Here is a 21,671-nt window from a genome sequence, read left to right as displayed (position 1 = left end):
GTTTTTTTATCCCTACTATTTGTCAGTAAAATTGATAACCTATTGATTTTCAGTTGATATTTTATTGGCATGACACTTGCTATTTGTTGCTCAATACCAATCTGGTTGAAGTTAGTACGGACGCACTGCGTAGTATTCATCGCCTATAGACGGCGGAATAAGAATTCTCATTGATAAGTTAATCAGCAGAATCTCCGGCGCTAACTACACTAAGAGATGGAAAAGACTATCCATGTTCATAAATGGAATTGAGCAATGCTGAAACAATTATTAGAACAAGCAACTTCCAATAACGGTAAAGCGAGGCTGTACGCTTTCGAAAATACCGTAGAGTTGACCAATCTTATTCCACCAACCGTAAGCTATGAAAGCGGCGGTAATACTTTGATTGTGGGCCCAACAGCAATCATCGAAAGTGCGGCAGCGCAATTGTCGCAAATGAACAGCCTAACGCTGCTTTCTACCGATGGCGAAAAGGGCACAAATCCCGAGCTTTATTACGCCAATTCGGTTCAGGTTTCAGGGTTCTTAGGTACGTTTGAAGTTCTGATTGAAAATCATGGTTTGACCAACAACCTTGCCAAGGTCGCGACCAATAGCGATTGTTTCGATATCGTACTCGATCTTTGCCTTAACAGCTGCATGTCGGAAGAAGTCCCAGTACCGGGCTACTACCCAGTAGGTCGTGGCTATCCGAAACTGGCTGAAGCGTTGGAAGAGATTCCAACCTTAATGGGGACGTTCGATAAACCGAAATTCTTCCGTTTAGATACCGATTTATGTGCACACAGCTCTCGTGGCGTAAAAGGTTGCGAACGGTGTGTGGATGCTTGTCCGGCAGGGGCACTATCGAGTGAAGGCAGCGACAGAACGGGCCATCGCATCGAGATCAACCCATACCTATGTCAAGGTGTGGGTACTTGTGCTACAGCGTGTCCGACAGAAGCGATTCATTACGCACTGCCAAACCCTGAAGATACGCAAAAGTTTATTGAACGTACGCTCGCCAACTATGAGCAAGCGGGTGGTTTAGATCCTATCGTATTGATTTGTAGTTCTCGCCACGAGAGCTACAACGTGATGGCACTAAAAGCACTGCCAGATAATGTGATTCCAATTGTGGTGGAAGAACTGCCTTCGGTTGGTATTGATACTTGGTTCGCCGCGCTTGTGAATGGTGCTACTCAGGTGCTGTTTGCGGCTTCACGTTTTATGCCTCAAACCATTATTCGTGTGCTTAATAGCGAAGTAGGTATTGCTCAAGAGCTGCTCGGTCAGCTTGGTATCGCCAAAGAAACCATCGACATTCTGTATCTAGAGTCACTACGTGAAGGTGCTCCGACACTTTGTACTGAGTCTTTTGATTTGGCATTAGGTGATTTGCAAGGTAACAAACGTCAGCGTCTATTTACGGCCTTGGATGCGTTGTCCGCATCACGTATTCCAGTTGAGAACATTGTTGAACTTCCAGCGAACGCACCTTACGGCACAGTCTCTTGTGAAAGTAAAGATTGTACGTTGTGTATGAGCTGTGTGGCAGTTTGTCCTACACGTGCACTTCATACCGATGGTCAATCTCCGTCGCTTAAATTCGTCGAGCAAGACTGCATTCAATGTGGGCTGTGCGAGAAAGCGTGTCCAGAGAAAGTGCTGACGCTTACGCCTCGTATGAACTGGGTGAAAAAAGAGCGCCAAAAAGCGGTTGTGATTCACGAAGAGAAAGCAGCGGAATGTATTCGCTGTCATAAGCCATTCGCACCTCAGTCTATGATCGACATGCTACAAAACAAGTTACGCGGTCACTCTCATTTCTCTGATGAAGCGGCGATCAATCGTATCGCGATGTGTGAAGACTGCCGTGTGATCGACATGTTTGAGTCGATGGCAGAAGACCCAATGAAACAACTGAAATACTAGGAGCTCGCAGTGGACACACAACAAGAACAAACACTGAGAACAGACATTTATCTCGTTTTATCCGCACTTTTTCGTAGTGCGCCTAGTGATGAAATGCTGGCGTTCCTGAAATCGCTAGAAATTGAGCCGTCTGAGAGCGCGATGCAAAAAGCTTGGCTCGCACTGCAACAAGCCGCGAACGAAGCGCAGCGAGAAGCGTTAGAAGAAGAATATCAAGATCTGTTTATTGGCATTGGACGTGGTGAAGTTGTGCCATTCGGATCTTGGCATCGTACTGGCTCGATGATGGAAAAGCCGTTAGCGGAAATTCGTCGCGATTTGGATCTTTTAGGCATCGAACGAGAAGAGAACGTGAAAGAGCCTGAAGACCATATTTCTGCACTGTGCGAAGTGATGGCAATGCTGACAGGTGAAGAGGAAGAACTTCAACAAGCGGTGTTTAACAAACACATTGCCCCTTGGTTCCAATCTTTTACGCGCCAACTAGAGAGCGCCGAAAGCGTGAACTTCTACAAGCCAGCTGCACAGCTTTGCGATGCATTTTTAACGTTAGAGCAAGTCCGCTTTAGCGTGAACACCAAAAGCAGTAAGAACAAATTAAAAATTGATGTGAAAAACGTCACTGATTACGAGTAATCGAGCAGTACTTGGTCATATCGATAGAGAGGCATGAGTCTCCAAAGATCTACCGTAAGGTAAGGAAGCAATGATGAAAGATAATAAAGAAATAAACACAAGCCGTAGGGATCTCCTAAAAGGCTTCACAACCGCTGCCGTTGCTGGTGCTGTTGTTGCGGGAACCACGAAAGTGGCCGTTGCTTCAGAAACGGTTGAGCCTCCTGAAAAAGACGTGAAGAAGAAAGGGTATCGTGAAACACAACACATTCGCGATTACTACGACACACTTTAGGAGATAACGGATGAAACTTGTCAAACGCTCCGACAGTGTGAGCAAAGAAACGAACCAGCTTGGCGTATCTCGTCGTGCATTCATGAAAAACACTTCGCTTGCCGCTGGTGGTGCAGTGGTTGGTGCTAGTCTATTCGCACCGGGAATGATGAAAAAAGCGCAAGCAAAATCAGTCGATCCAGAAGCGAAAACAGAAGTAAAACGTACTATCTGTTCTCACTGTTCAGTGGGTTGTGGTATTTACGCAGAAGTTCAAAATGGTGTTTGGACGGGTCAAGAGCCTGCATTCGACCACCCATTTAACGCCGGTGGTCACTGTGCAAAAGGCGCAGCACTGCGTGAACATGGTCACGGTGAGCGCCGTCTTAAATACCCAATGAAGCTTGAAAACGGTAAGTGGAAAAAGCTTTCTTGGGATCAAGCGATCGAAGAAATCGGTAACAAGGTGATGGACATCCGTAAAGAGTCCGGCCCTGATTCGGTTTACTTCTTGGGAAGCGCAAAGCACAGCAACGAACAAGCGTATTTGTTCCGAAAAATGGCATCACTTTGGGGTACGAACAACGTTGACCACCAAGCGCGTATTTGTCACTCAACAACCGTGGCGGGTGTAGCGAATACTTGGGGTTACGGTGCGATGACCAACTCTTTCAATGACATGCACAACTGTAAGTCGATGCTATTCATTGGTTCAAACCCAGCTGAAGCACACCCAGTAGCGATGCAGCACATTCTGATCGCAAAAGAGAAGAACAACTGTAAGATCGTCGTAGCGGATCCTCGTCGTACACGTACGGCAGCAAAATCGGATCACTATGTCTCACTTCGTCCTGGTTCTGACGTAGCATTCATTTGGGGTGTGTTGTGGCACATCTTCGAAAACCAATGGGAAGATAAAGAGTTCATCCGTCAACGTGTATTCGGTATGGATGAGATCCGTGCTGAAGTGGCGAAATGGACGCCAGCAGAAGTTGAGCGCGTAACAGGCGTAAGCGAAGAAGACGTTTACCAAACAGCAAAACTGCTTTCTGAAAATCGCCCGGGCTGTATTGTTTGGTGTATGGGTGGTACTCAGCATACTACTGGTAACAACAACACACGTGCTTACTGTGTGCTTGAGCTAGCGCTTGGAAACATTGGTAAATCAGGCGGCGGTGCAAACATCTTCCGTGGTCACGATAACGTACAAGGCGCAACCGACCTTGGCGTGCTCTCTGACACGCTACCGGGCTACTACGGCCTTTCTGAAGGCGCTTGGCGTCATTGGTCAAAAGTGTGGGAAATCGATTACGAATGGATCAAAGGTCGTTTCGATGACAACGCTTATAGCGGTCAGAAACCAATGCACAGTGCAGGTATTCCTGTATCTCGTTGGGTTGATGGTGTACTGGAAAACAAAGACAACATTCGTCAACGCGAAAACATCCGTGCAATGTTCTACTGGGGACACGCAGTGAACTCTCAAACACGTGGTGTTGAGATGAAAAAAGCGATGCAGAAGTTGGACATGATGGTGATTGTGGACCCATACCCAACGGTTGCTGCGGTAATGAACGACCGTACCGACGGCGTTTACCTGCTTCCTGCAACAACACAGTTTGAAACACACGGCAGCGTTACCGCATCTAACCGCTCTCTACAATGGCGTGATCAGGTGATTGAACCTTTGTTTGAATCAAAACCAGACCACGAAATCATGTACCTGCTTTCGAAGAAACTGGGCTATTCCGATCTTCTGTTCAAAAACATCCGTGTTGAAAACAACCAGCCGGTGATTGAAGACCTAACGCGTGAATTCAACAAAGGCATGTGGACGATTGGTTACACAGGCCAAAGCCCAGAGCGTTTGAAAGCGCACCAACAAAACTGGCATACGTTCCACAAAACCACATTGGAAGCGGAAGGTGGCCCTGTCAACGGTGAAACCTACGGTCTACCTTGGCCATGTTGGGGTACACCAGAAATGAAACACCCAGGCACGCACATTCTGTACGATACGTCTAAGACGGTTGCAGAAGGTGGCGGTAACTTCCGTACGCGCTTTGGTGTGGAATTTGAAGGCAAGAGCCTACTTGCTGAAGACAGTTACTCGAAAGGCTGTGAGATCAAAGACGGTTACCCAGAGTTCACTGACAAGTTATTGAAACAACTTGGTTGGTGGGACGATCTAACTGCTGAAGAGAAAGTGGCAGCAGAGGGTAAAAACTGGAAGACTGACCTTTCTGGCGGTATTCAGCGTGTCGCGATAAAGCACGGTTGTATTCCATTTGGTAACGCGAAAGCGCGTGCGATTGTTTGGACGTTCCCAGACCGTGTGCCACTGCATCGTGAACCACTTTACACACCACGTCGTGACCTTGTAACGGATTACCCGACTTGGGAAGACAAAGATGCCATCTTCCGTGTACCTACGTTGTATAAATCCATTCAAGAACAAGACAAATCGGGCGAGTACCCAATCGTTCTGACTTCTGGCCGTCTGGTTGAATACGAAGGTGGTGGTGAAGAGACGCGTTCAAACCCTTGGCTTGCCGAGCTTCAACAAGAAATGTTTGTTGAAGTGAACCCGAAAGACGCGAACGATCTTGGCTTCAGAGATGGTGATGATGTTTGGGTTGAAGGTGCAGAGAAGGGACGAATCAAGGTGAAAGCGATGGTAACACGTCGTGTGAAACCTGGTTTGGCGTTCATTCCGTTCCACTTTGGCGGTAAGTTCGAAGGTGAAGACCTACGTCCTAAATACCCAGAAGGTACACAGCCTTACGTTGTTGGCGAATCGGCTAACACGGCAACCACTTACGGTTACGACCCGGTTACCTTGATGCAGGAAACCAAAGTAACTCTATGTAACATTCGTAAAGCGTAAGGAGTCTGACAATGGCACGAATGAAATTTCTATGTGACACCAAGCGCTGTATCGAGTGTAACGGCTGTGTTACTGCATGTAAGAACGAAAACGACGATGCGCTTGAATGGGGCATTCAACGTCGTCGCGTGGTAACACTAAACGACGGTGAAGCTGGTGAAAACTCTATCTCTGTTGCTTGTATGCACTGTACCGATGCACCTTGTATGGCAGTTTGTCCAGCAGACTGTTTCGAACATACCGAAGACGGCATCGTTCTTCACAATAAAGATCTGTGTATCGGTTGTGGTTACTGTTTGTTTGCTTGTCCGTTTGGCGCACCTCAATTTCCTAAACAAGAAGCGTTTGGTGAACGTGGCAAAATGGATAAATGTACTTTCTGCGCGGGCGGCCCAGAAACAGAGCCTGGCTCTGAGGAAGAACGTCAAAAATACGGTGCGAACCGTATCGCAGAAGGCAAGTTACCGATGTGTGCATCGCTTTGTTCAACCAAAGCGCTGCTTGCGGGTGACGCAGAGAAAGTCTCTGACATTTTCCGTCAACGTGTGGTAGAACGCGGCGCGAAAAACGCAGGTTGGACAGACGGAAACGATCTTTCTTACGATGCGACGAAAAGCTAAGTAAGGAGAGGCACATGTTAAACACGCTTAAACGTGCATCTTTAGCAATGCTGTCAATGATGACGGCATTGCTGCTGACTTTCGCAATGCCTGCTTCAGGAGAGGAACAATCTTCTAAAGTTATTCAACAGGAGATCACGCAACTCGCCGGGGCAGACTATTGGCGCGAAGTCAGAGAGGGGCAAGAAGGCTACACCACGTCCCAATCGCCAGAACATGGCGTATTGATCAGTAAACCTGGTGAGACTTGGTACATTCTAAAAGAGAAATGGATGTCTCCTGCTGGTGCTGTCGCGATTTTCGGCAGTATCGCGATGGTTATCATGGCTTACGTATTCGTTGGTCCTTTGATGCTTAGCAAGCCGCGTACTGGTAAAAAGATGAAGCGTTGGTCTCGTTTAGACCGCGCGCTTCACTGGAGTATGGCGTTTACATTCTTAACGTTGGCATTCAGTGGTTTGATGCTGGTTTACGGTAAGCACTTCTTAAAACCGTACGTTCCTACTGAGTTCTGGGGCTTTATCGTCATGTTGGCGAAGCAGTACCACAATTACATGGGACCATTGTTCTTCATTTTGCTGATGCTCGTGCTCTTTAAATGGTGGCGCAAGTCGATTCCAAACATGACTGATGTTCGTTGGTTCATGAAAATGGGCGGTATGGTTGGTAAACACAAAGGCACACATCCGTCAGCTGGTTTCTCAAACGGTGGTGAGAAGGCAATCTATTGGTTGTTAATCTTCTTTGGTGCTATCGCGGCAGTGAGTGGCTTAGTTCTGGACTTTCCTATCTTTGGCCAAACTCGCCGTGACATGGAGCTTTCTAACTTAGTTCATGCGATTTCGGCGCTGATTCTAATCTGTGGCTTTATCTTCCACATCTATATTGGTCTATTCGGAATGGAAGGTGCGCTAGAAGGCATGGTGACAGGTGAAGTTGATGAAACATGGGCGAAAGAGCATCACGATCTTTGGTATGAGGAAGTGAAGTCCAAAGAAGCGATGGGTGAAACAGATACGGCACAAACGGAAGTAAAAGGAGCGAAAGCGAATGAGCAAACCTCATAACGGGATTTGGGTTGCGTACATCCTGAGCTGTCTGACCCCGTTTACGTTTCTGATCTCAGGCGTTATCGCAATTATCTATGCGGGTTACCGATTAGATAAGGGAGAAGACAGCGACGTAGTGATTTCTCATTACTACGGTTTAATTCGCACCTTCTTTCTCTACCTGACGTTTTTTGTTGTGTTGATCGTCACCGTCGCGACTTCTAACGGTGTACTCGTTGGCGTGAGTGATTATTGGTTGCATAGTACTTTGCTTGAAACCATCGCTTACTTTATTCCTTGGGTAGGGATGGTGTTTGCTGCATTAGCCATCTTGGTGTGGTTTATGCGAATGTTTCAAGGGATGCAGCAACTGCTCAATAACCAACCACACAGACCATCGACAGGTCCAAACCTTTAATCAGTATTCTTTAAGCAAAACCGCCGTAATAGGCGGTTTTTTGTTGCTGTTTTGTCTCAAATATGAAGCGCTTAGTCGCAGGGGTGATACTTGATGCAACTTATTGAGTGAATTTACGTAACTGGGCAGGAAATCATAGTTAAGTAAGAAACATGTAAAAAAATCGCGTCACGATGAGACATTAGTCTCACTCACGCTATTGTTCATTTACTCAGGATTCATCGTCCCGTTAAAGTACGCTGCGCTCAGAAACTCAAAGAGTTGCATACGTGAAAATTGCCATCAATACATTCAGTCTACGCATACAGAGGAATCTCTATCGGAGGATGTTTGATTAAGGCATCTTGCTCTCACAAATAAAAAGAGCGAAACGAGCATTAAATGATGCGGCAAGGTAAGAAAAGGACAAACACGTTACGGCTATGATCCCTCAATTCGTCATTCCTATCACGAATCGCTTTGGCGAAAGCTATCACTTTTCAGGTCAGTTACTTACTAGCGGCGAACCTAAAACATTCGTGACCAAACAAGAGGCAATAGAGTTTCTTGAGAGCTTTGGTGAGCTTGACCTTCGCTCTGTCGAGGACTTGTTCTATGCGATTGGTCAATTCAAGCCAAACATACCTGACGGTGAGCTTACTTCCCAACACTATAATTCAACGTTTGCCAATGCTTTGGTGAACGGTGATTTGCATGTCGCTCGAATTGTACCTACCGGCGAAAACTACGCACTCTCGTCAGCGGTTACGCCTCCACCGACTCAAAATACCGTCAATGCAAAACCATCGAAGGGAAAGGGGAAGTCGAATAAAAAGAGTGGCAGAAGTGCCGCATCCGCCAAGCCTCAGCAACAAAGCAGCGAAAAACATGAGAAAGCCGGTGATCCTGTATCACTTGTGACGGGTGAAGAAATTCTCGAACTCTATGATATCGAGCTACAACAAGGTACTACTTGGCAGCGTACTTACCGCTCTTCGCAGTCGGATGTAAATCATGGAATGGGCTTTGGTTGGCGACATGCATTTCAGTTTGAATTACGCGAAAAGACGGACGAGAAAGACAATGTTATCGCTTGGGAGTTTGTTGACGATAAGGCCGATATCACAGAATTTGAGCCAGTAGATATTGGAGCAACAAGTTACCAGATATACGCTGGTGCGAGCTGTTATTTCCTAAATTCAGCAACTCGGATTGTAACGCTCGCTAATGGGCATCAATATCGGTTTGAGCAAAAAGATGATCGCTGGCTTGTTAAACAAGTTAGAAATGGCACGTTTTCAACGTTTCAATTGCAGTATTCTCGAAACCATCGATTGATCGAGATCGCATATAACAAGCGTCCGGTTCTTGAATGTCAATATGATAAGCAAGGACGCCTTGTAGAACTGCTTAATGCAAAGTCCCAAAAAGTTCTGACAACTTATACCTATGATGAGCACGATGATTTGGTCAGTGCAACTAATCATTTGGGCCTAAAGGAACAGTATCAATACCTCGGCCATTTAATTATTAAGCGTGTACGACCAACTGGCTTTACTCATTATTTTGAATGGGATGGCGAAGGTGCAAAAGCGAAGTGCATCAGAAACGTTGGGGACGCAGGAATTTATGACTATCGCTTCCATTATCAAGGAAATCACTCTTCTTATTCTGACTCGTTAGATCATCAATGGTCTTTCTTGCATGACGAGCAGGGTAACCTACTTGAGAAAATAAGCCCCACAGGTAGAACTTGGCGATGGCAATATGATGAATTAGGACGAAAAGCACAAGCTATCTATCCTGATCAGTCAACGGTCAATTATCAATATAATCAGCATGGTCAATTAGTTTCTAAGTTTCATTCCTCTGGCAAAGAAATTCAATATGGTTATGACGGCTTAGGTAAGTTAGTTAAAACGGTTTCACCTGACGGGGATATCGAGAAGGCTTACTACAATAGCCTCGGTCAAAGAGTTTGGGATACCGATCAGTTCGGCTGTGTCACGGAATATGATTACGATAAACACGGTCAAGTCGTCAAAAAAGAGTTTGAAGATGGTAAGAAAAGTCAGTGGTGGTGGGATGAACAACAAAGACTTATCGCGAATGAAATAGACGGTACATTACTTCGTTATAGCTACAATGAAGAAGATTTAGTGAATGGCGTTGCTTATCCCGATGGGTGTATTGCTCAACTCGCTTATGATCAATTTGGCAGGCGTACATCAGTTCGTTATTTTAACGACGAAGACAAAGTCGGTTATAGCGAAGAATATTCTTACGATGAGCACAGCCGTGTTGCTCAGATTCGAACGCCAGCAGGCATTACCTCGTATCAATGGGGAGCACTCGCGCAACAAGAAGCAGTCATCTTTCCCGATGGCAGCCATATTTCTTACGAATACGATCAACAACGTAACCTGACTAAATTAGTTCGGAGTGACGGCTTAGAGTTCGAATTCCTGTATGACGATGAAGGCCAGCTGTCAGGAACTGTCGGGTTTGATAATCTACAAAGCCAATTTGATTATGATCATATGGGGCGAATCCATCGTAAGCAAGTCGCCGATAGGACGGTGCTGTATCGCTATGACGCTGCGGGTTATCTCAAGCACGTCAAAGCAGGAAATGGTAGCAGTATTGTAGAGAACCACTTCAATTATACGCTTGGTGGGCGACTTACTTTCGCATCCAATCGCCATCACACATTGCAATACCAATACTCTTCATTCGGGCATTTAACAAAGCGCATTCAAGGCCAGTTTGAGATAACGCAGGAGTTTAACAGAGTTGGCCAACGCGTATCTCAGGTACTGCCAGATAATACGGAGCTGAACTTCTCTTATGATCGATATGGGCGTTTTTCAGCGATTCGGTTTGGAAACCTAGATTTACCTCAAATCAAATTTCATTACGATGAAATGGGACGAGTTTCCCAAATTGAAACGGCATATTTTAATGAGCGCATCATTTATGATGGTGTTGGTCGTTTGGTTGAACAGCATTGGCCAGATAGAGAGAAAAAGTACGTTTACAATGCGCAAAACCGTATTTCATCAATCATTGATAATACGGCAGGAGCAACACACTATCAGTACGATGCCTTAGGGCAACTTAAACGAGTCAATGCTTCCGGAGATGTGACTAAATTTGAATACGATAGTTTTGGCAATCCTACTTTGCCAACTTCAGAGGTATTCGCTGATCGTATTGAAGTACACGATGGTGTCAGGTTCAAATATGACGCGCAAGGAAACCAGACAAAACGTGAGGGGCAAGGACACGTTCAGACTCGCGTATTTGATGCGTTAAATCAGCTCATTGAAGTTCACACCGACGATGGTATCAGTCAATATGAATATGATGCATTAGGGCGCAGAACGAAAAAAATTACACAAAAAGGCGTTACGGAGTTCCTGTGGGAAGGTGAACGTTTAATTGGTGAACGCTCTTCAGGTGCTTTCCGTTGGTACCTATATCAACCCGAAACTTACACGCCAGTGGCACTGCTAGAAAATGACGTTATTTATTGGTACCAGTGCGATCAAGTTGGTAAACCAGAGCGACTGATCGATTGCGAAGGGAATGTTGTATGGAGTGCCAGCTACGATGCTAACGGCTTTGCTCATGTACATATTGAAAAAGTAGTAAATCCACTGCGTTTTCAAGGGCAGTACTTCGATCAAGAAACCGACTTACACTACAACCTCGCTCGGTATTACGATCCTAAACTAGGACGTTTTATCCAACAAGATCCGATATCTATTGCTGGTGGTATTAATCATTACCAATATGCAGTCAACCCTATCCAGTGGATTGATCCAACAGGTTTCCTTTGTGAAGAAGGGCTAAAACGCTTGGGTCAAATGTTGGCAGAGTATCAGGCGCAAAGCGATGTTCCCCAAGAGGTTTGCGATCAGATTTTAGAAGCAGCAAAAGAGTCATCCGTCGGAGAAGATGGCGTTCGATCGCAAGTCAAAATCCGAAAACCCAAAGGTAAAAATCATATTCGATATGAATACGATTTAGACCATATTGATTGCGAGAGAAACGAGATTACTTTTTATCGTCATATCAATCATTCAGATGGCACCAGACACGAAGTGCAGTATGTTGTTGGGATTGAGGAGTTTGTAAATGCGCATGTTTTTGACTCAGAGAAAGTTGGTGGAGAGGAAGGTTGCACGATCTTCACTGAAGATCTTGTGCTGAATAAAGCAGAGTATAAAGAAAACTCAGAACTCAATATGAGTGATTATGAGCTAACAGAAAGAAACAAAGCAAAAATTGATGAATGCTTGAAAGAGCGTCAAGAGGCAATGGACGCTCGATCTGGCGAAGAGGGATATAACGCTCAAATTGGTAATATTAACCAACAGTCTGCAAAAATAGGTGAGTTGGCCGCGGATGACTTTGTCCGGAGTAAACGTCCTAATGCTAAGCTGCTTCATCCCAAAGATATTGGAACCTCAATTTCGAAGCCGGGCGACTTTGATATGGTTTACAAGGTGGAAGAGCCACCACCAGGCGAAATTATAATTGTTGAGGCTAAAGGTGGCAGCAGTTCGCTCGGTAGCCGTAAAATTGGCAATGAAGCATATCAACAAGGGACAAGCAAATATGCGGCGGAAATCGTTAAATTAATGTCTGAACAAAAAGCTGGTACAACAGAAAGAGCTGCTGCAGACGAAATTACATCAGCAGTGCAAGATGATATTCCAGTCAGGTATTTACATACCCAAGCAGAAATTGATGCTTCAGATGGCGTATCTAAAGTGAATGTAAAAGAGTTTGATATTAGCCTCGAAGAATTAGGTTAAGGGAAGTAAAGTTAGTATGAAAAAGATAAATAGAAAAGCAGCCTACGAGTTGAATACTGAGGAACTTAATTACTATACAAAACAAATAGAAAAAAACTTAGAGAAAAGAAAACATCGTATCACAATAAAGCGAGAAAACTTGATATATCTAACAGACGGGGTTTGGGAGCAAGTTAGGTTATATACTTTATTTCCAGTGTCTGAACTAAATGACCGAATAGGAACGCTGCGTCTATTTGAAGCCTCGATAATGCAAGCTAGCTATCATCGACTGGCTCAAAAACCTGAAAGCTCTTTGACGGTTAAGGTACCTGATCATCCTGAAATAACTTGGAAAGGCGAAGGTATTTTAAAAACAGGTTTCATTTGCCCCTCAATGTGGCTAGATGCGTATTTTACCTCTGTCATCGTTCGTGATAAACCTAGCATGGACGTATTGGCAAACTTTCCTATTTCTTTGATGAGACAGAGCTCTACCAAAGCGGGTGAGCTGTCTTATATGCTAGTAGACGTCATTCAGTCGTTCCACAATCGCACATCAGATTATCCTGATAAGCTGGTTTCAGCAATGGACGCGGCGGTAGCTCAAGGAGATAACTGGGCGTTGGAAATTGCGATGGGGATCCTAGAAACCTTCGCAGCGCTCACTACTAATATTGGTTATGATTTTGAGGAAGCGCTCGTTAAAAACCTACAGTTCCAAGAGAAATATCATCTTAGAGAATTAGGACCAGATAGGATAGGCATCAGAACTTTTATCAACTTCCCTCTGCTTGGCATGGCTTGCATGTGGTACGACAAAGGCAACCGTCTATCTGTTGAAACTGGTTGGCTTCCTCCCTATCTTGTCGAAGGACGTTGGTTAGAAGATGTAAAAGCAGGGAAGATCACTCGATAAACCCCTTTAGTTAGCAATTCAGTATATAAGCCACCTCTCATGAGGTGGCTTTTACGTTTTGTTGAGCTATATGGTGCGCATTATGTTGGTGCACTAAAACCATATTGGTGCACTTATTAGCGTGTTAAGCACCATTTCAAGAATGCGTAGTTTTATTAAAGTTCATACAAAACAATAAATTAAAGTGTAAGTGTTAGAAATGTAAATTGTGGAATGAGAATTGCTCTGTTAGACGCTCTATAAATTAAGTTCACCAAATTGGTGATGAGCCTAACTTTGATGCACAGGATAAGTGCGCTACAGATCAACGGAGACAATCATAATGAGTGTAACTGCCAATCAGGTACACGGCGCTGTACAAACTCTCACGCAAAGTTCCGACACACTTTTCTTACTACTTGGCGCAATCATGGTTTTTTTGATGCATGCTGGTTTTGCTTTTCTTGAAGTAGGAACCGTGCGCCAAAAGAACCAAGTTAATGCTTTAGTTAAAATCTTGGCCGATTTCGGTATTTCCGCCATTGCGTATTTTTTCATTGGATACTGGGTCGCTTATGGCGGCACCTTCTTTGCCGATGCAGAGACGTTATCTCAAGGCAATGGTTACGAGTTGGTGAAGTTCTTTTTCTTGCTGACTTTCGCTGCAGCGATTCCTGCTATTGTTTCTGGTGGTATTGCAGAACGAGCTCGTTTTTATCCGATTCTAATCGCAACATTTTTCACTGTCGGCATCGTATACCCGTTATTTGAGGGAATGATCTGGAACGGAAACTTTGGTGTTCAAGCTTGGTTTGAAAATACCTTTGGTTATGGCTTCCACGATTTTGCAGGTTCAGTCGTTGTGCATGGTGTTGGCGGCTGGGTAGCGCTTGTTGCCGTCGTGTTTTTGGGCATGAGAAAAGGCAGAGTTCGAGCAGGAAAGCACACCAACTTTGCACCTTCGAATATTCCATTTTTGGCCTTGGGAGCTTGGATCTTATGTGTGGGGTGGTTTGGCTTCAACGTCATGTCAGCTCAAACTGTGTCAGGCATAAGTGGCTTGGTGGCTATGAACTCATTGATGGCAATGGTCGGAGGCATTGTCGCGTCATTGTTGGCTGGTAAGAATGACCCTGGCTTTATTCATAACGGCCCACTGGCTGGCTTGGTTGCTGTATGTGCGGGCTCAGACTTAATGCATCCTATCGGTGCTTTAGTGACAGGTGCGATTGCTGGCGTGCTATTTGTTTATCTTTTTACCCACCTACAAAACAAAACCAAGATTGATGATGTGCTGGGTGTCTGGCCTTTACACGGTGTATGTGGCGCTTGGGGTGGTATTGCCGCTGGGATTTTTGGTCAAAGCGCATTGGGTGGGCTAGGTGGCGTGAGCATTATCGTTCAGCTTCTAGGAACGCTTTTGGGCCTTTCCATCGCAGCGCTTGGTGCACTTGTAGTCTACGGTGCGATTAATACCAGTATGGGACTGAGGCTTTCAGAAGAAGACGAATTCAATGGCGCTGACCTAGCCATTCATAAAATATCTTCGACCAACGAGGATTGAGGCCAATATGGGAGCGGCATAAAGCCGCTCTTTTAGCAATTGTCTTTCTTGGCTTGGCCCGGAGGACAGAAATTACCATTACCTCGATGGTCATCATCATTGGTGCTGACTCTTACCTTTACATCATCGACTTCGCCTTCAACATTGGTAAGTTGACAGCCTGCCAAAGTCAGAAGCAATGTGAACGTTAGAGATACTTGTCTCATTGCTGTTCCTCTTAAATTGTAATTCTAATAGTGACCATTACGACTATGGTCTAATCCATATTACTACTGTTGCTATTCTTTCAGTGTTAAGCTAATGAAAAAACAGCAAGGATGAGTTATGAATTTCCCTTATAGAAATATTGTAGTACTTACTGGTGCAGGTATCTCGGCCGAATCTGGTATTCAAACATTTCGTGCGCAAGATGGCCTATGGGAGAATCACCGTATCGAAGATGTAGCAACGCCTGAAGGGTTTGCTCGCGATCCGGACCTTGTTCAAGACTTTTACAACCAACGCCGCAAGAAACTTCAAGATAATGCGATAAAGCCTAATGCAGCGCATGAAGCATTAGGTCGTTTAGAGGCTGAGTTAGAAGGTAAAGTGACGGTCATCACTCAAAATATAGACAACCTTCACGAAAGAGGCGGCAGTCAGAATGTGATTCACATGCATGGTGAGTTGCTCAAGGCGCGCTGTAGTGAATCTAACCAAGTAGTAGAGCACAATGAGGACATTAAGACAGGCGAACTTTGTCACTGTTGTCAGATCCCTTCACAAATGCGACCACATATTGTTTGGTTTGGTGAAATGCCACTGCGAATGGGTGATATCTACGCGTCATTAGAAGAAGCAGATTTGTTTATTTCTATTGGGACTTCTGGCGTTGTGTATCCCGCAGCAGGTTTTGTTCATGATGCAAAAATGCACGGCGCACATACCATTGAAATTAACCTAGAACCTAGTGCGGTAGAAAGTGAATTTGAGGAAAAACGCTACGGAAAAGCAAGCGTTGAGGTTCCAAAATTAGTTGACGAGATACTGGCTCTAGAAGGAAAAGAAAGAGCGTAATAACTTCAACAGGAAGAGTGTTTGTCTTGTCATTAAGAACAAAAAAGCGGCTCATGAGCCGCTTTTTCATATCTTTAAAACTAACGAATTAGTTGTTCACTTTTAGCTTTTGGAAGTACTCATCGTACATTACGCTCGCTTCGCCAACTTCATCTTGCCAAGTACCGCTGTCCATCACTTCTTGTGGTGGGAAGATGCTTGGATCATTAGCAAATTCTTTCGGTAGCAGATCGTGTGCCGTTTTAACTGGCGTAGGATAACCAATCTCTAGTGCAATCTTAGCTGCGTTCTCAGGACGTAGTAGGAAATCGATCATCTTATGAGCTGCGTCAACGTTCTTCGCACCAGCTGGAATTGCTAGGCTGTCCATCCAGAAGATAGTGCCTTTTTCTGGCCAGATGATGTCGATGTTCGCACCTTCTTGACGAGCCATGTATGCAGAACCGTTCCAAAGCATGCCTAGTGAAACTTCACCCGCAAGGTAAGGGTTTGCAGGAAAGTCTGAGTTAAATACTAATACGTTTGGCATTAGCTTTTTCAGTTCTTCGTAAGCGGCTTTGATTTCTTCTGGGTTAGTCGTGTTTGGTGAGTAACCAAGCTTAGTCAATGCAATGTGGAATACTTCGCGAGAATCATCCATCAGCATTAGTTGACCTTCCCACTTACTATCCCAAAAATCATCCCACTTAGTAACCGATGATTTGTCTAGCATGTCAGCATTGATACCAATACCGGTCGCACCCCAAATGTATGGGATAGAGTAGTTGTTGTTCGGATCGAACGGTTTGTTTAGGAAGTTAGTATCAAGATCGGCAAAATGAGATAATTTCTCTTTGTCGATCTGTTGTAGCATGCCTTCTTTACGCATTTTAGAGACGAAATAGGTAGACGGTACTACCAAGTCGTAACCAGAACCTTGAGTTTTTAGTTTTGCGTACATACTCTCGTTAGATTCGTATGTAGAGTAAATAACTTTGATTCCGGTTTCTTTTGTAAAGTCTTCAAGAACTTCGTTTGGAATGTATTCCGACCAGTTGTAGAAATACAGTTCTTGATCAGCAGCCATTGCAGGGGTAGCGATGAGCGTCGCTGCACATAGAGCGCTTGCGTAGAATTTACTTTTCATTTGTTTTCCGTTTTGTTTCGCGATTGGACAAGTCAATACTAGCTGGAGTTATCGAGTTGAGCCAAATCGCAGTAAGCACAAATATGTTCATTTAGCTTGAATATCGTTGTCTCCTTGTTATGAGACGATAAATCTATGATACCAAGACAAATAAACCTAGCAACGCGCGATTATATCAGCCTAAGACAAAAATAGGCAGCGTATTGCTGCCTATTTTCCTATGGTTGATGACTTGTTACACAAGCTAGATTATTGTCCCGCTTTCAGCTTGAGGAAATAATCTTCGTACTTAACGGTTAGATCACCAACCGCATCTTGCCATTCAACACGGTCAAGGTCTTCTTGAGAAGGGAACAGTGGGGCAACGTCTTTAAACTTAGCATTCGATTCTTCCACCGCCGTTAGGTAGCCAGTATCACGAGAGATTTGCTCTGCGATTTCTGGGCGCAGTAGGAAGTCAATCATCTTGTGAGCGGCTTCTACGTTCTTCGCACCGGAAGAGATAGCGAAGTTATCAACCCAGCCGATACCGCCTTCTTTAGGAAAAACGAGTTTAAGGTTCAGGCCTTCACTTTGTGCCGCTGCGGCGCTACCGTTCCAAAGCATACCAACGCCCACTTCACCAGACATGTAAGGTGCGCCAGGGTTGTCAGAGTTGAAAACTAAAACGTTAGGCATCAACTTTTGTAGCTCAGCGTACGCTTCATCGATTTGCTTAGGGTCTTTTGAGTTACCTGAGTAGCCAAGTTTACGCAGAGCGATATGGAACACTTCACGAGTGTCGTCCATCAACATTACTTGACCTTCAAGCTCAGGCTTCCATAGGTCAGCCCAGCTTTGGAAGTCGTTTGGATCGTACATATCTGCGTTAACCGCTAGGCCTGTAATCGCAACAACGTGTGGGATAGAGTAGTCGTTACTTGGATCGTAAGGCTTGTCTAGGTAGTTTTTATCTAGGTTGCCGAAGTTTTTCAGCTTAGTCTTATCGATCTTTTGTAGCATGCCTTCGTCACGCATCTTCGCCACGAAGTACGTTGAAGGTACTACTAGGTCATAACCTTGGTTATGAGTTTTTAGCTTTGCATACAAAGTTTCGTTCGACTCGTAAGTCGAGTAGATCACTTTGATGCCAGTTTCTTTAGTAAATTGCTCTAGGATATTACTGTTGATGTAAGGACCCCAGTTCATAAATACTAGTTCTTTATCATCCGCTGTCGCTGTACCAGAGAACAGAGAAAGCGCACATGCACTACCAGCTAATAGAGTAGCCCATTTTTTCATTGACGTTAGCTCCAAACCAAACGTTGTCCAATTTTGGACGATAGATAGAAAAACAGAATGGCATGTAACCATTCTGTTTCGTGATGTTAACAGGTGCGGATTCTACTTCACTTTTTCTCTTGCTAGCAACTGAGAAATTACTACCAAGACCAAAGAAACAATCAACATCACCGTTGCTAGGGCGTTCACTTCCGGTGAAATGCCCACCTTAACCATTGAGTAAATCTTCAATGGCAAGATTTCGTATGTTGGACCCGTTACAAACGAGCTGATGATCACATCGTCCAAAGACAAGGTAAAGCTCAATAGCCAACCTGCGGCAACCGCTGGTTTAGCGAGAGGAAGGATGATCTGTTTCAAGATAACCCACTCGCTTGCACCAAGGTCTTTTGCTGCTTCCAACATTTTCACATCAAAGCCATTTAAGCGGCTGTATACAGTTACCACAACGAATGGTAGACAAAAGGTGATGTGAGCAATCAATAGTGTAAAGAAGCCAAGCTGTGCGCCTAATACTAGGAACAGAGCAAGTAATGAAATCGCCATTACAATATCGGGAGACATCATCACGACAAACAGCATGCCGTTTACCGCACCTTTACCTTTGAACGAGTAACGGAATAGGGCAACGGCCGTTAAGCTACCAATGATGGTTGCTGCTGTCGCTGAGAATACCGCTACGTTCAATGAATGCCATGCAGCTTGCATTAGGCTGTCGTTATTTACTAAGGTTTCGTACCATTTCGTGGTGAAACCACCCCATTTCATACCAAATTTGTTGGCATTAAATGAGTTAACAATTAAGACGATGATTGGCAGATACAAAAATGCATACACCAGCGCCATAAAGCTAAATCTAACTGTGCGTCCCATTAGTCTAGCTCCACTTTCTTATTCAATAGTTTGCCTGCTCTGTAGTAAGCGTAAAGCATCACAGCCATTGCGAAGGTGAGGGCGATACTGGTCGCAGCACCAAATGGCCAGTCACGAGCGTTCAATACTTGGCTCTTAATAACGTTACCAATCAGTAGGTTCTTCGCACCACCAAGAAGGTCAGAGATGTAGAACATACCTAGTGCTGGTAGCAGAACCAACAAACAACCACCGATAATGCCAGGCATTGTAAGAGGTAGAATCACTTTCGTAATGGTTTGGAACTTGTTCGCACCAAGATCTTTCGCCGCCTCGATATAAGTGTTGTCCAACTTCTCGATTGCCGAGTAAAGCGGCAGAATCATAAATGGAAGCAGGATGTACACAAGACCAATCATTACTGCTGTTTCGGTGTACATAATACGTAATGGCTTATCGATGATTTCCATCGCCATTAATGATTTGTTCAAAATACCTTGTGTACCCAGAACAATCTTCAGGCCGTAAGTACGGATAAGAGAGTTTGTCCAAAAAGGTACGATAACTAAGAACAACATGAATGGGCGCCATTTCTCTGGCATTTTCGCTATGATGTAAGCAAATGGGTAACCAATTACTAAACACAACAACGTCGCCACAATCGCCATGTAGAACGAGTGCATCAGCACTTTCGCATACAAGGGGTCGAGTAGACGTAAGTAGTTGTCGAAAGTAAATGTCATTTCGATTAAGTTTGCTTCATCACGCGTTAAGAAACTCGTACCGATAATCATCACATTTGGTACCAACACGAAAAGTGTTAACCAACCGACGATTAAGGTAATGATCGCGTTTTGAAGATTAATCTTCTTGCTTATCATTGAGGACTACCTCCCAACTCTCAACCCAAGTGATAGCGACTTTCTGGCCAAGTGAGTGGTCCACATCAGGATCATCTTCGTTAAAGAATTCGCTAACCATTACACGCATGCCTGAATCCAATTGGATAACGGAATCAAGCGTCATACCTTTATAGGTACGCTCTGTTACGTGACCTACGATGCCTTTTTCTTCAGACTCTTTGATCTCTTCGATACGTAAGTCTTCTGGGCGAAGTAGTACTTGCAGTTTTTCACCTGCTTGCGCTTCCTGACCGTAGTAAACAACAGACTCGACACCTTCGATTTCTGCACGGATACGTTTCTCGTCGATACGCTCTAGCATGGTTGCGTTGAATACGTTGATCTCTCCGATAAAGCGAGCAACAAATAGGTTCTTCGGCTCTTCGTAAATCTCACGTGGAGAACCATCCTGCTCGATAACACCATCGCGCATTACAATAATGCGGTCAGACATCGATAGGGCTTCTTCCTGATCGTGCGTAACGAAGATAAAGGTAATACCAAGTTGACGCTGAAGCTGTTTAAGCTCGATTTGCATTTGCTTACGCAGTTTGTAATCAAGTGCCGATAGAGATTCATCTAGCAGCAGTACTTTTGGTTTGTTAACAACCGCACGCGCAATGGCGATACGTTGTTGCTGACCACCAGAAAGCTGATGAGGCTTACGCTGTGCCATTTTTTCTAGGCGCACCATGCGTAGCGCTTCCATTACTCGTGGTTCAATGTCCGCAGTAGGCGTTTTCTGCATACGAAGGCCAAAAGCGACATTCTCATATACGGTCATGTGTGGAAACAATGCGTAACTTTGAAATACCGTGTTGACGTGCCTTTGCTCTGCAGGAACCTGTGTTACATCCTGGTCATCCAAAATAATTTGACCGTTATCTGCCGTTTCAAAACCTGCAATCATGCGTAAAACTGTTGTCTTACCACAACCAGAAGGCCCGAGAATCGTCAGAAATTCACCATGATTAACATCCAGATTTAAATTACCGATGATTTCCTTACCATCGAAACTTTTACTAATACCAGATAAACGAATAACTGGCTTTCCTGCTTGCGGTTTTGCGTTCAACGTCTGTATTTCCCCCACGTTCAAGCCGGGATTATCCCAGCTGATGTGACACTAACCATTCACTTTTGAGGCGCGCATCATAATCACCAAAAGTGTGAAATTAAAGCATTTTCTTATCTTGAAACAGAAATAATTTTGCAGGAAAAAGCCATCATTCCTTACCATACTGTTTTTATGAGATTAATTGGCATCTAGACACAGTTTGATAGCACTAAACTTTGTTCAACAATTGTTTCAATTTCATGACCTTGAAAGTGGTTAATTATCAACCATACAGTTGAGATTGCAAGGATTGTAGGTGAGTTGTGATGTTAGATGTGGAAAGATTTCTTTATAATGACGATTACATTAATTGA

17 protein-coding genes are annotated in these 21,671 nt (G+C 44.4%); 11 read left to right on the top strand and 6 right to left on the bottom strand.

The features are described 5' to 3' along the window. Window positions 1–255 precede the first annotated feature (255 nt). From R7F67_RS12370 to R7F67_RS12325, 10 genes are all read left to right on the top strand, one after another. Window positions 256–1,917 carry a 4Fe-4S dicluster domain-containing protein gene (locus R7F67_RS12370; RefSeq protein WP_318057199.1) on the top strand — a complete coding sequence of 554 codons (1,662 nt, stop codon included), beginning with the start codon at window positions 256–258 and terminating at the stop codon, window positions 1,915–1,917. Between the two features lie 9 nt (window positions 1,918–1,926). Next, window positions 1,927–2,553, top strand: a complete 627-nt coding sequence (locus tag R7F67_RS12365; RefSeq protein ID WP_017820684.1) for a molecular chaperone — start codon at window positions 1,927–1,929, stop codon at window positions 2,551–2,553. Between the two features lie 73 nt (window positions 2,554–2,626). After that, a complete protein-coding gene (locus R7F67_RS12360) occupies window positions 2,627–2,827 on the top strand; it encodes a twin-arginine translocation signal domain-containing protein (protein ID WP_205390877.1) in 201 nt (66 codons plus the stop codon). A 10-nt stretch (window positions 2,828–2,837) separates the two neighbouring features. Continuing rightward, entirely contained in the window at window positions 2,838–5,693 is a 2,856-nt protein-coding gene (locus R7F67_RS12355) for a formate dehydrogenase subunit alpha (protein ID WP_005377539.1), read from the top strand. 11 nt (window positions 5,694–5,704) lie between these two features. Continuing rightward, the gene (gene fdh3B / locus R7F67_RS12350; RefSeq protein WP_005377536.1) at window positions 5,705–6,313 is read left to right on the top strand and encodes a formate dehydrogenase FDH3 subunit beta; all 609 of its coding nucleotides are present in this window, start codon (window positions 5,705–5,707) and stop codon (window positions 6,311–6,313) included. 14 nt (window positions 6,314–6,327) lie between these two features. Further along, window positions 6,328–7,380: a formate dehydrogenase subunit gamma gene (locus tag R7F67_RS12345; RefSeq protein ID WP_065274532.1), complete on the top strand. Its 1,053-nt coding sequence runs from the start codon at window positions 6,328–6,330 to the stop codon at window positions 7,378–7,380. Beyond that, window positions 7,364–7,780 (top strand): hypothetical protein, encoded by a 417-nt coding sequence (locus R7F67_RS12340; RefSeq protein ID WP_318057198.1) that lies wholly within the window; start codon window positions 7,364–7,366, stop codon window positions 7,778–7,780. Before R7F67_RS12345 ends, R7F67_RS12340 begins: the two co-directional genes overlap by 17 nt. A 422-nt stretch (window positions 7,781–8,202) precedes the next feature. Continuing rightward, complete coding sequence (locus tag R7F67_RS12335) at window positions 8,203–12,582, top strand: RHS repeat-associated core domain-containing protein (RefSeq protein ID WP_318057197.1); 4,380 nt, start codon at window positions 8,203–8,205, stop codon at window positions 12,580–12,582. A 16-nt stretch (window positions 12,583–12,598) separates the two neighbouring features. Continuing rightward, on the top strand, window positions 12,599–13,480 hold the full coding sequence (locus tag R7F67_RS12330; RefSeq protein ID WP_053307099.1) for an immunity 49 family protein: 882 nt from the start codon (window positions 12,599–12,601) through the stop codon (window positions 13,478–13,480). A gap of 322 nt (window positions 13,481–13,802) precedes the next feature. Then, a complete protein-coding gene (locus R7F67_RS12325; RefSeq protein ID WP_318057196.1) occupies window positions 13,803–15,023 on the top strand; it encodes an ammonium transporter in 1,221 nt (406 codons plus the stop codon). Window positions 15,024–15,055: 32 nt separating this feature from the next. Here the strand turns inward: R7F67_RS12325 and R7F67_RS12320 are convergent, their stop codons facing one another. Further along, a complete protein-coding gene (locus R7F67_RS12320) occupies window positions 15,056–15,229 on the bottom strand; it encodes a hypothetical protein (protein ID WP_005377524.1) in 174 nt (57 codons plus the stop codon). A 118-nt stretch (window positions 15,230–15,347) separates the two neighbouring features. Here R7F67_RS12320 and cobB point away from each other — a divergent pair, with 118 nt between their 5' ends. Next, window positions 15,348–16,079, top strand: a complete 732-nt coding sequence (gene cobB, locus R7F67_RS12315) for a Sir2 family NAD+-dependent deacetylase (protein WP_005377522.1) — start codon at window positions 15,348–15,350, stop codon at window positions 16,077–16,079. An 88-nt stretch (window positions 16,080–16,167) separates the two neighbouring features. On the opposite strand, the gene R7F67_RS12310 is transcribed toward cobB, so the two are convergent. From R7F67_RS12310 to potA, 5 genes are all read right to left on the bottom strand, one after another. Continuing rightward, on the bottom strand, window positions 16,168–17,205 hold the full coding sequence (locus R7F67_RS12310) for an extracellular solute-binding protein (protein ID WP_025766646.1): 1,038 nt from the start codon (window positions 17,203–17,205) through the stop codon (window positions 16,168–16,170). Window positions 17,206–17,454: 249 nt separating this feature from the next. Then, window positions 17,455–18,486, bottom strand: a complete 1,032-nt coding sequence (locus R7F67_RS12305) for an extracellular solute-binding protein (protein WP_017634902.1) — start codon at window positions 18,484–18,486, stop codon at window positions 17,455–17,457. Window positions 18,487–18,588: 102 nt separating this feature from the next. Next, window positions 18,589–19,359, bottom strand: coding sequence for a spermidine/putrescine ABC transporter permease PotC (gene potC / locus R7F67_RS12300; RefSeq protein WP_005389180.1), 771 nt, complete (start codon window positions 19,357–19,359; stop codon window positions 18,589–18,591). Continuing rightward, complete coding sequence (potB, locus tag R7F67_RS12295) at window positions 19,359–20,219, bottom strand: spermidine/putrescine ABC transporter permease PotB (protein WP_005377512.1); 861 nt, start codon at window positions 20,217–20,219, stop codon at window positions 19,359–19,361. The genes potC and potB overlap by 1 nt, the downstream gene beginning before the upstream one ends. Further along, window positions 20,200–21,315 carry a spermidine/putrescine ABC transporter ATP-binding protein PotA gene (gene potA / locus R7F67_RS12290; protein ID WP_250158447.1) on the bottom strand — a complete coding sequence of 372 codons (1,116 nt, stop codon included), beginning with the start codon at window positions 21,313–21,315 and terminating at the stop codon, window positions 20,200–20,202. Before potA ends, potB begins: the two co-directional genes overlap by 20 nt. Between the last annotated feature and the right edge of the window lie 356 nt (window positions 21,316–21,671).

This window comes from Vibrio sp. YT-17, assembly GCF_033337375.1.
Classification (GTDB): Bacteria; Pseudomonadota; Gammaproteobacteria; order Enterobacterales; family Vibrionaceae; genus Vibrio; species Vibrio alginolyticus.
The sequence above is the reverse complement of the archived record's forward strand: the minus strand, read 5'-3'. Positions and strand labels throughout refer to the sequence as shown.

Excerpts from the sequence above, each read along its gene's own strand:
- R7F67_RS12305 (WP_017634902.1), bottom strand. The coding sequence starts at position 18,486 with ATGAAAAAATGGGCTACTCTATTAGCTGGTAGTGCATGTGCGCTTTCT.
- potC (WP_005389180.1), bottom strand. The coding sequence starts at position 19,359 with ATGGGACGCACAGTTAGATTTAGCTTTATGGCGCTGGTGTATGCATTT.
- potB (WP_005377512.1), bottom strand. The coding sequence starts at position 20,219 with ATGATAAGCAAGAAGATTAATCTTCAAAACGCGATCATTACCTTAATC.
- R7F67_RS12355 (WP_005377539.1), top strand. The coding sequence starts at position 2,838 with ATGAAACTTGTCAAACGCTCCGACAGTGTGAGCAAAGAAACGAACCAG.
- R7F67_RS12310 (WP_025766646.1), bottom strand. The coding sequence starts at position 17,205 with ATGAAAAGTAAATTCTACGCAAGCGCTCTATGTGCAGCGACGCTCATC.
- R7F67_RS12320 (WP_005377524.1), bottom strand. The coding sequence starts at position 15,229 with ATGAGACAAGTATCTCTAACGTTCACATTGCTTCTGACTTTGGCAGGC.
- R7F67_RS12330 (WP_053307099.1), top strand. The coding sequence starts at position 12,599 with ATGAAAAAGATAAATAGAAAAGCAGCCTACGAGTTGAATACTGAGGAA.
- R7F67_RS12325 (WP_318057196.1), top strand. The coding sequence starts at position 13,803 with ATGAGTGTAACTGCCAATCAGGTACACGGCGCTGTACAAACTCTCACG.
- R7F67_RS12360 (WP_205390877.1), top strand. The coding sequence starts at position 2,627 with ATGAAAGATAATAAAGAAATAAACACAAGCCGTAGGGATCTCCTAAAA.
- R7F67_RS12340 (WP_318057198.1), top strand. The coding sequence starts at position 7,364 with ATGAGCAAACCTCATAACGGGATTTGGGTTGCGTACATCCTGAGCTGT.
- R7F67_RS12335 (WP_318057197.1), top strand. The coding sequence starts at position 8,203 with ATGATCCCTCAATTCGTCATTCCTATCACGAATCGCTTTGGCGAAAGC.
- cobB (WP_005377522.1), top strand. The coding sequence starts at position 15,348 with ATGAATTTCCCTTATAGAAATATTGTAGTACTTACTGGTGCAGGTATC.
- R7F67_RS12370 (WP_318057199.1), top strand. The coding sequence starts at position 256 with ATGCTGAAACAATTATTAGAACAAGCAACTTCCAATAACGGTAAAGCG.
- fdh3B (WP_005377536.1), top strand. The coding sequence starts at position 5,705 with ATGGCACGAATGAAATTTCTATGTGACACCAAGCGCTGTATCGAGTGT.
- R7F67_RS12345 (WP_065274532.1), top strand. The coding sequence starts at position 6,328 with ATGTTAAACACGCTTAAACGTGCATCTTTAGCAATGCTGTCAATGATG.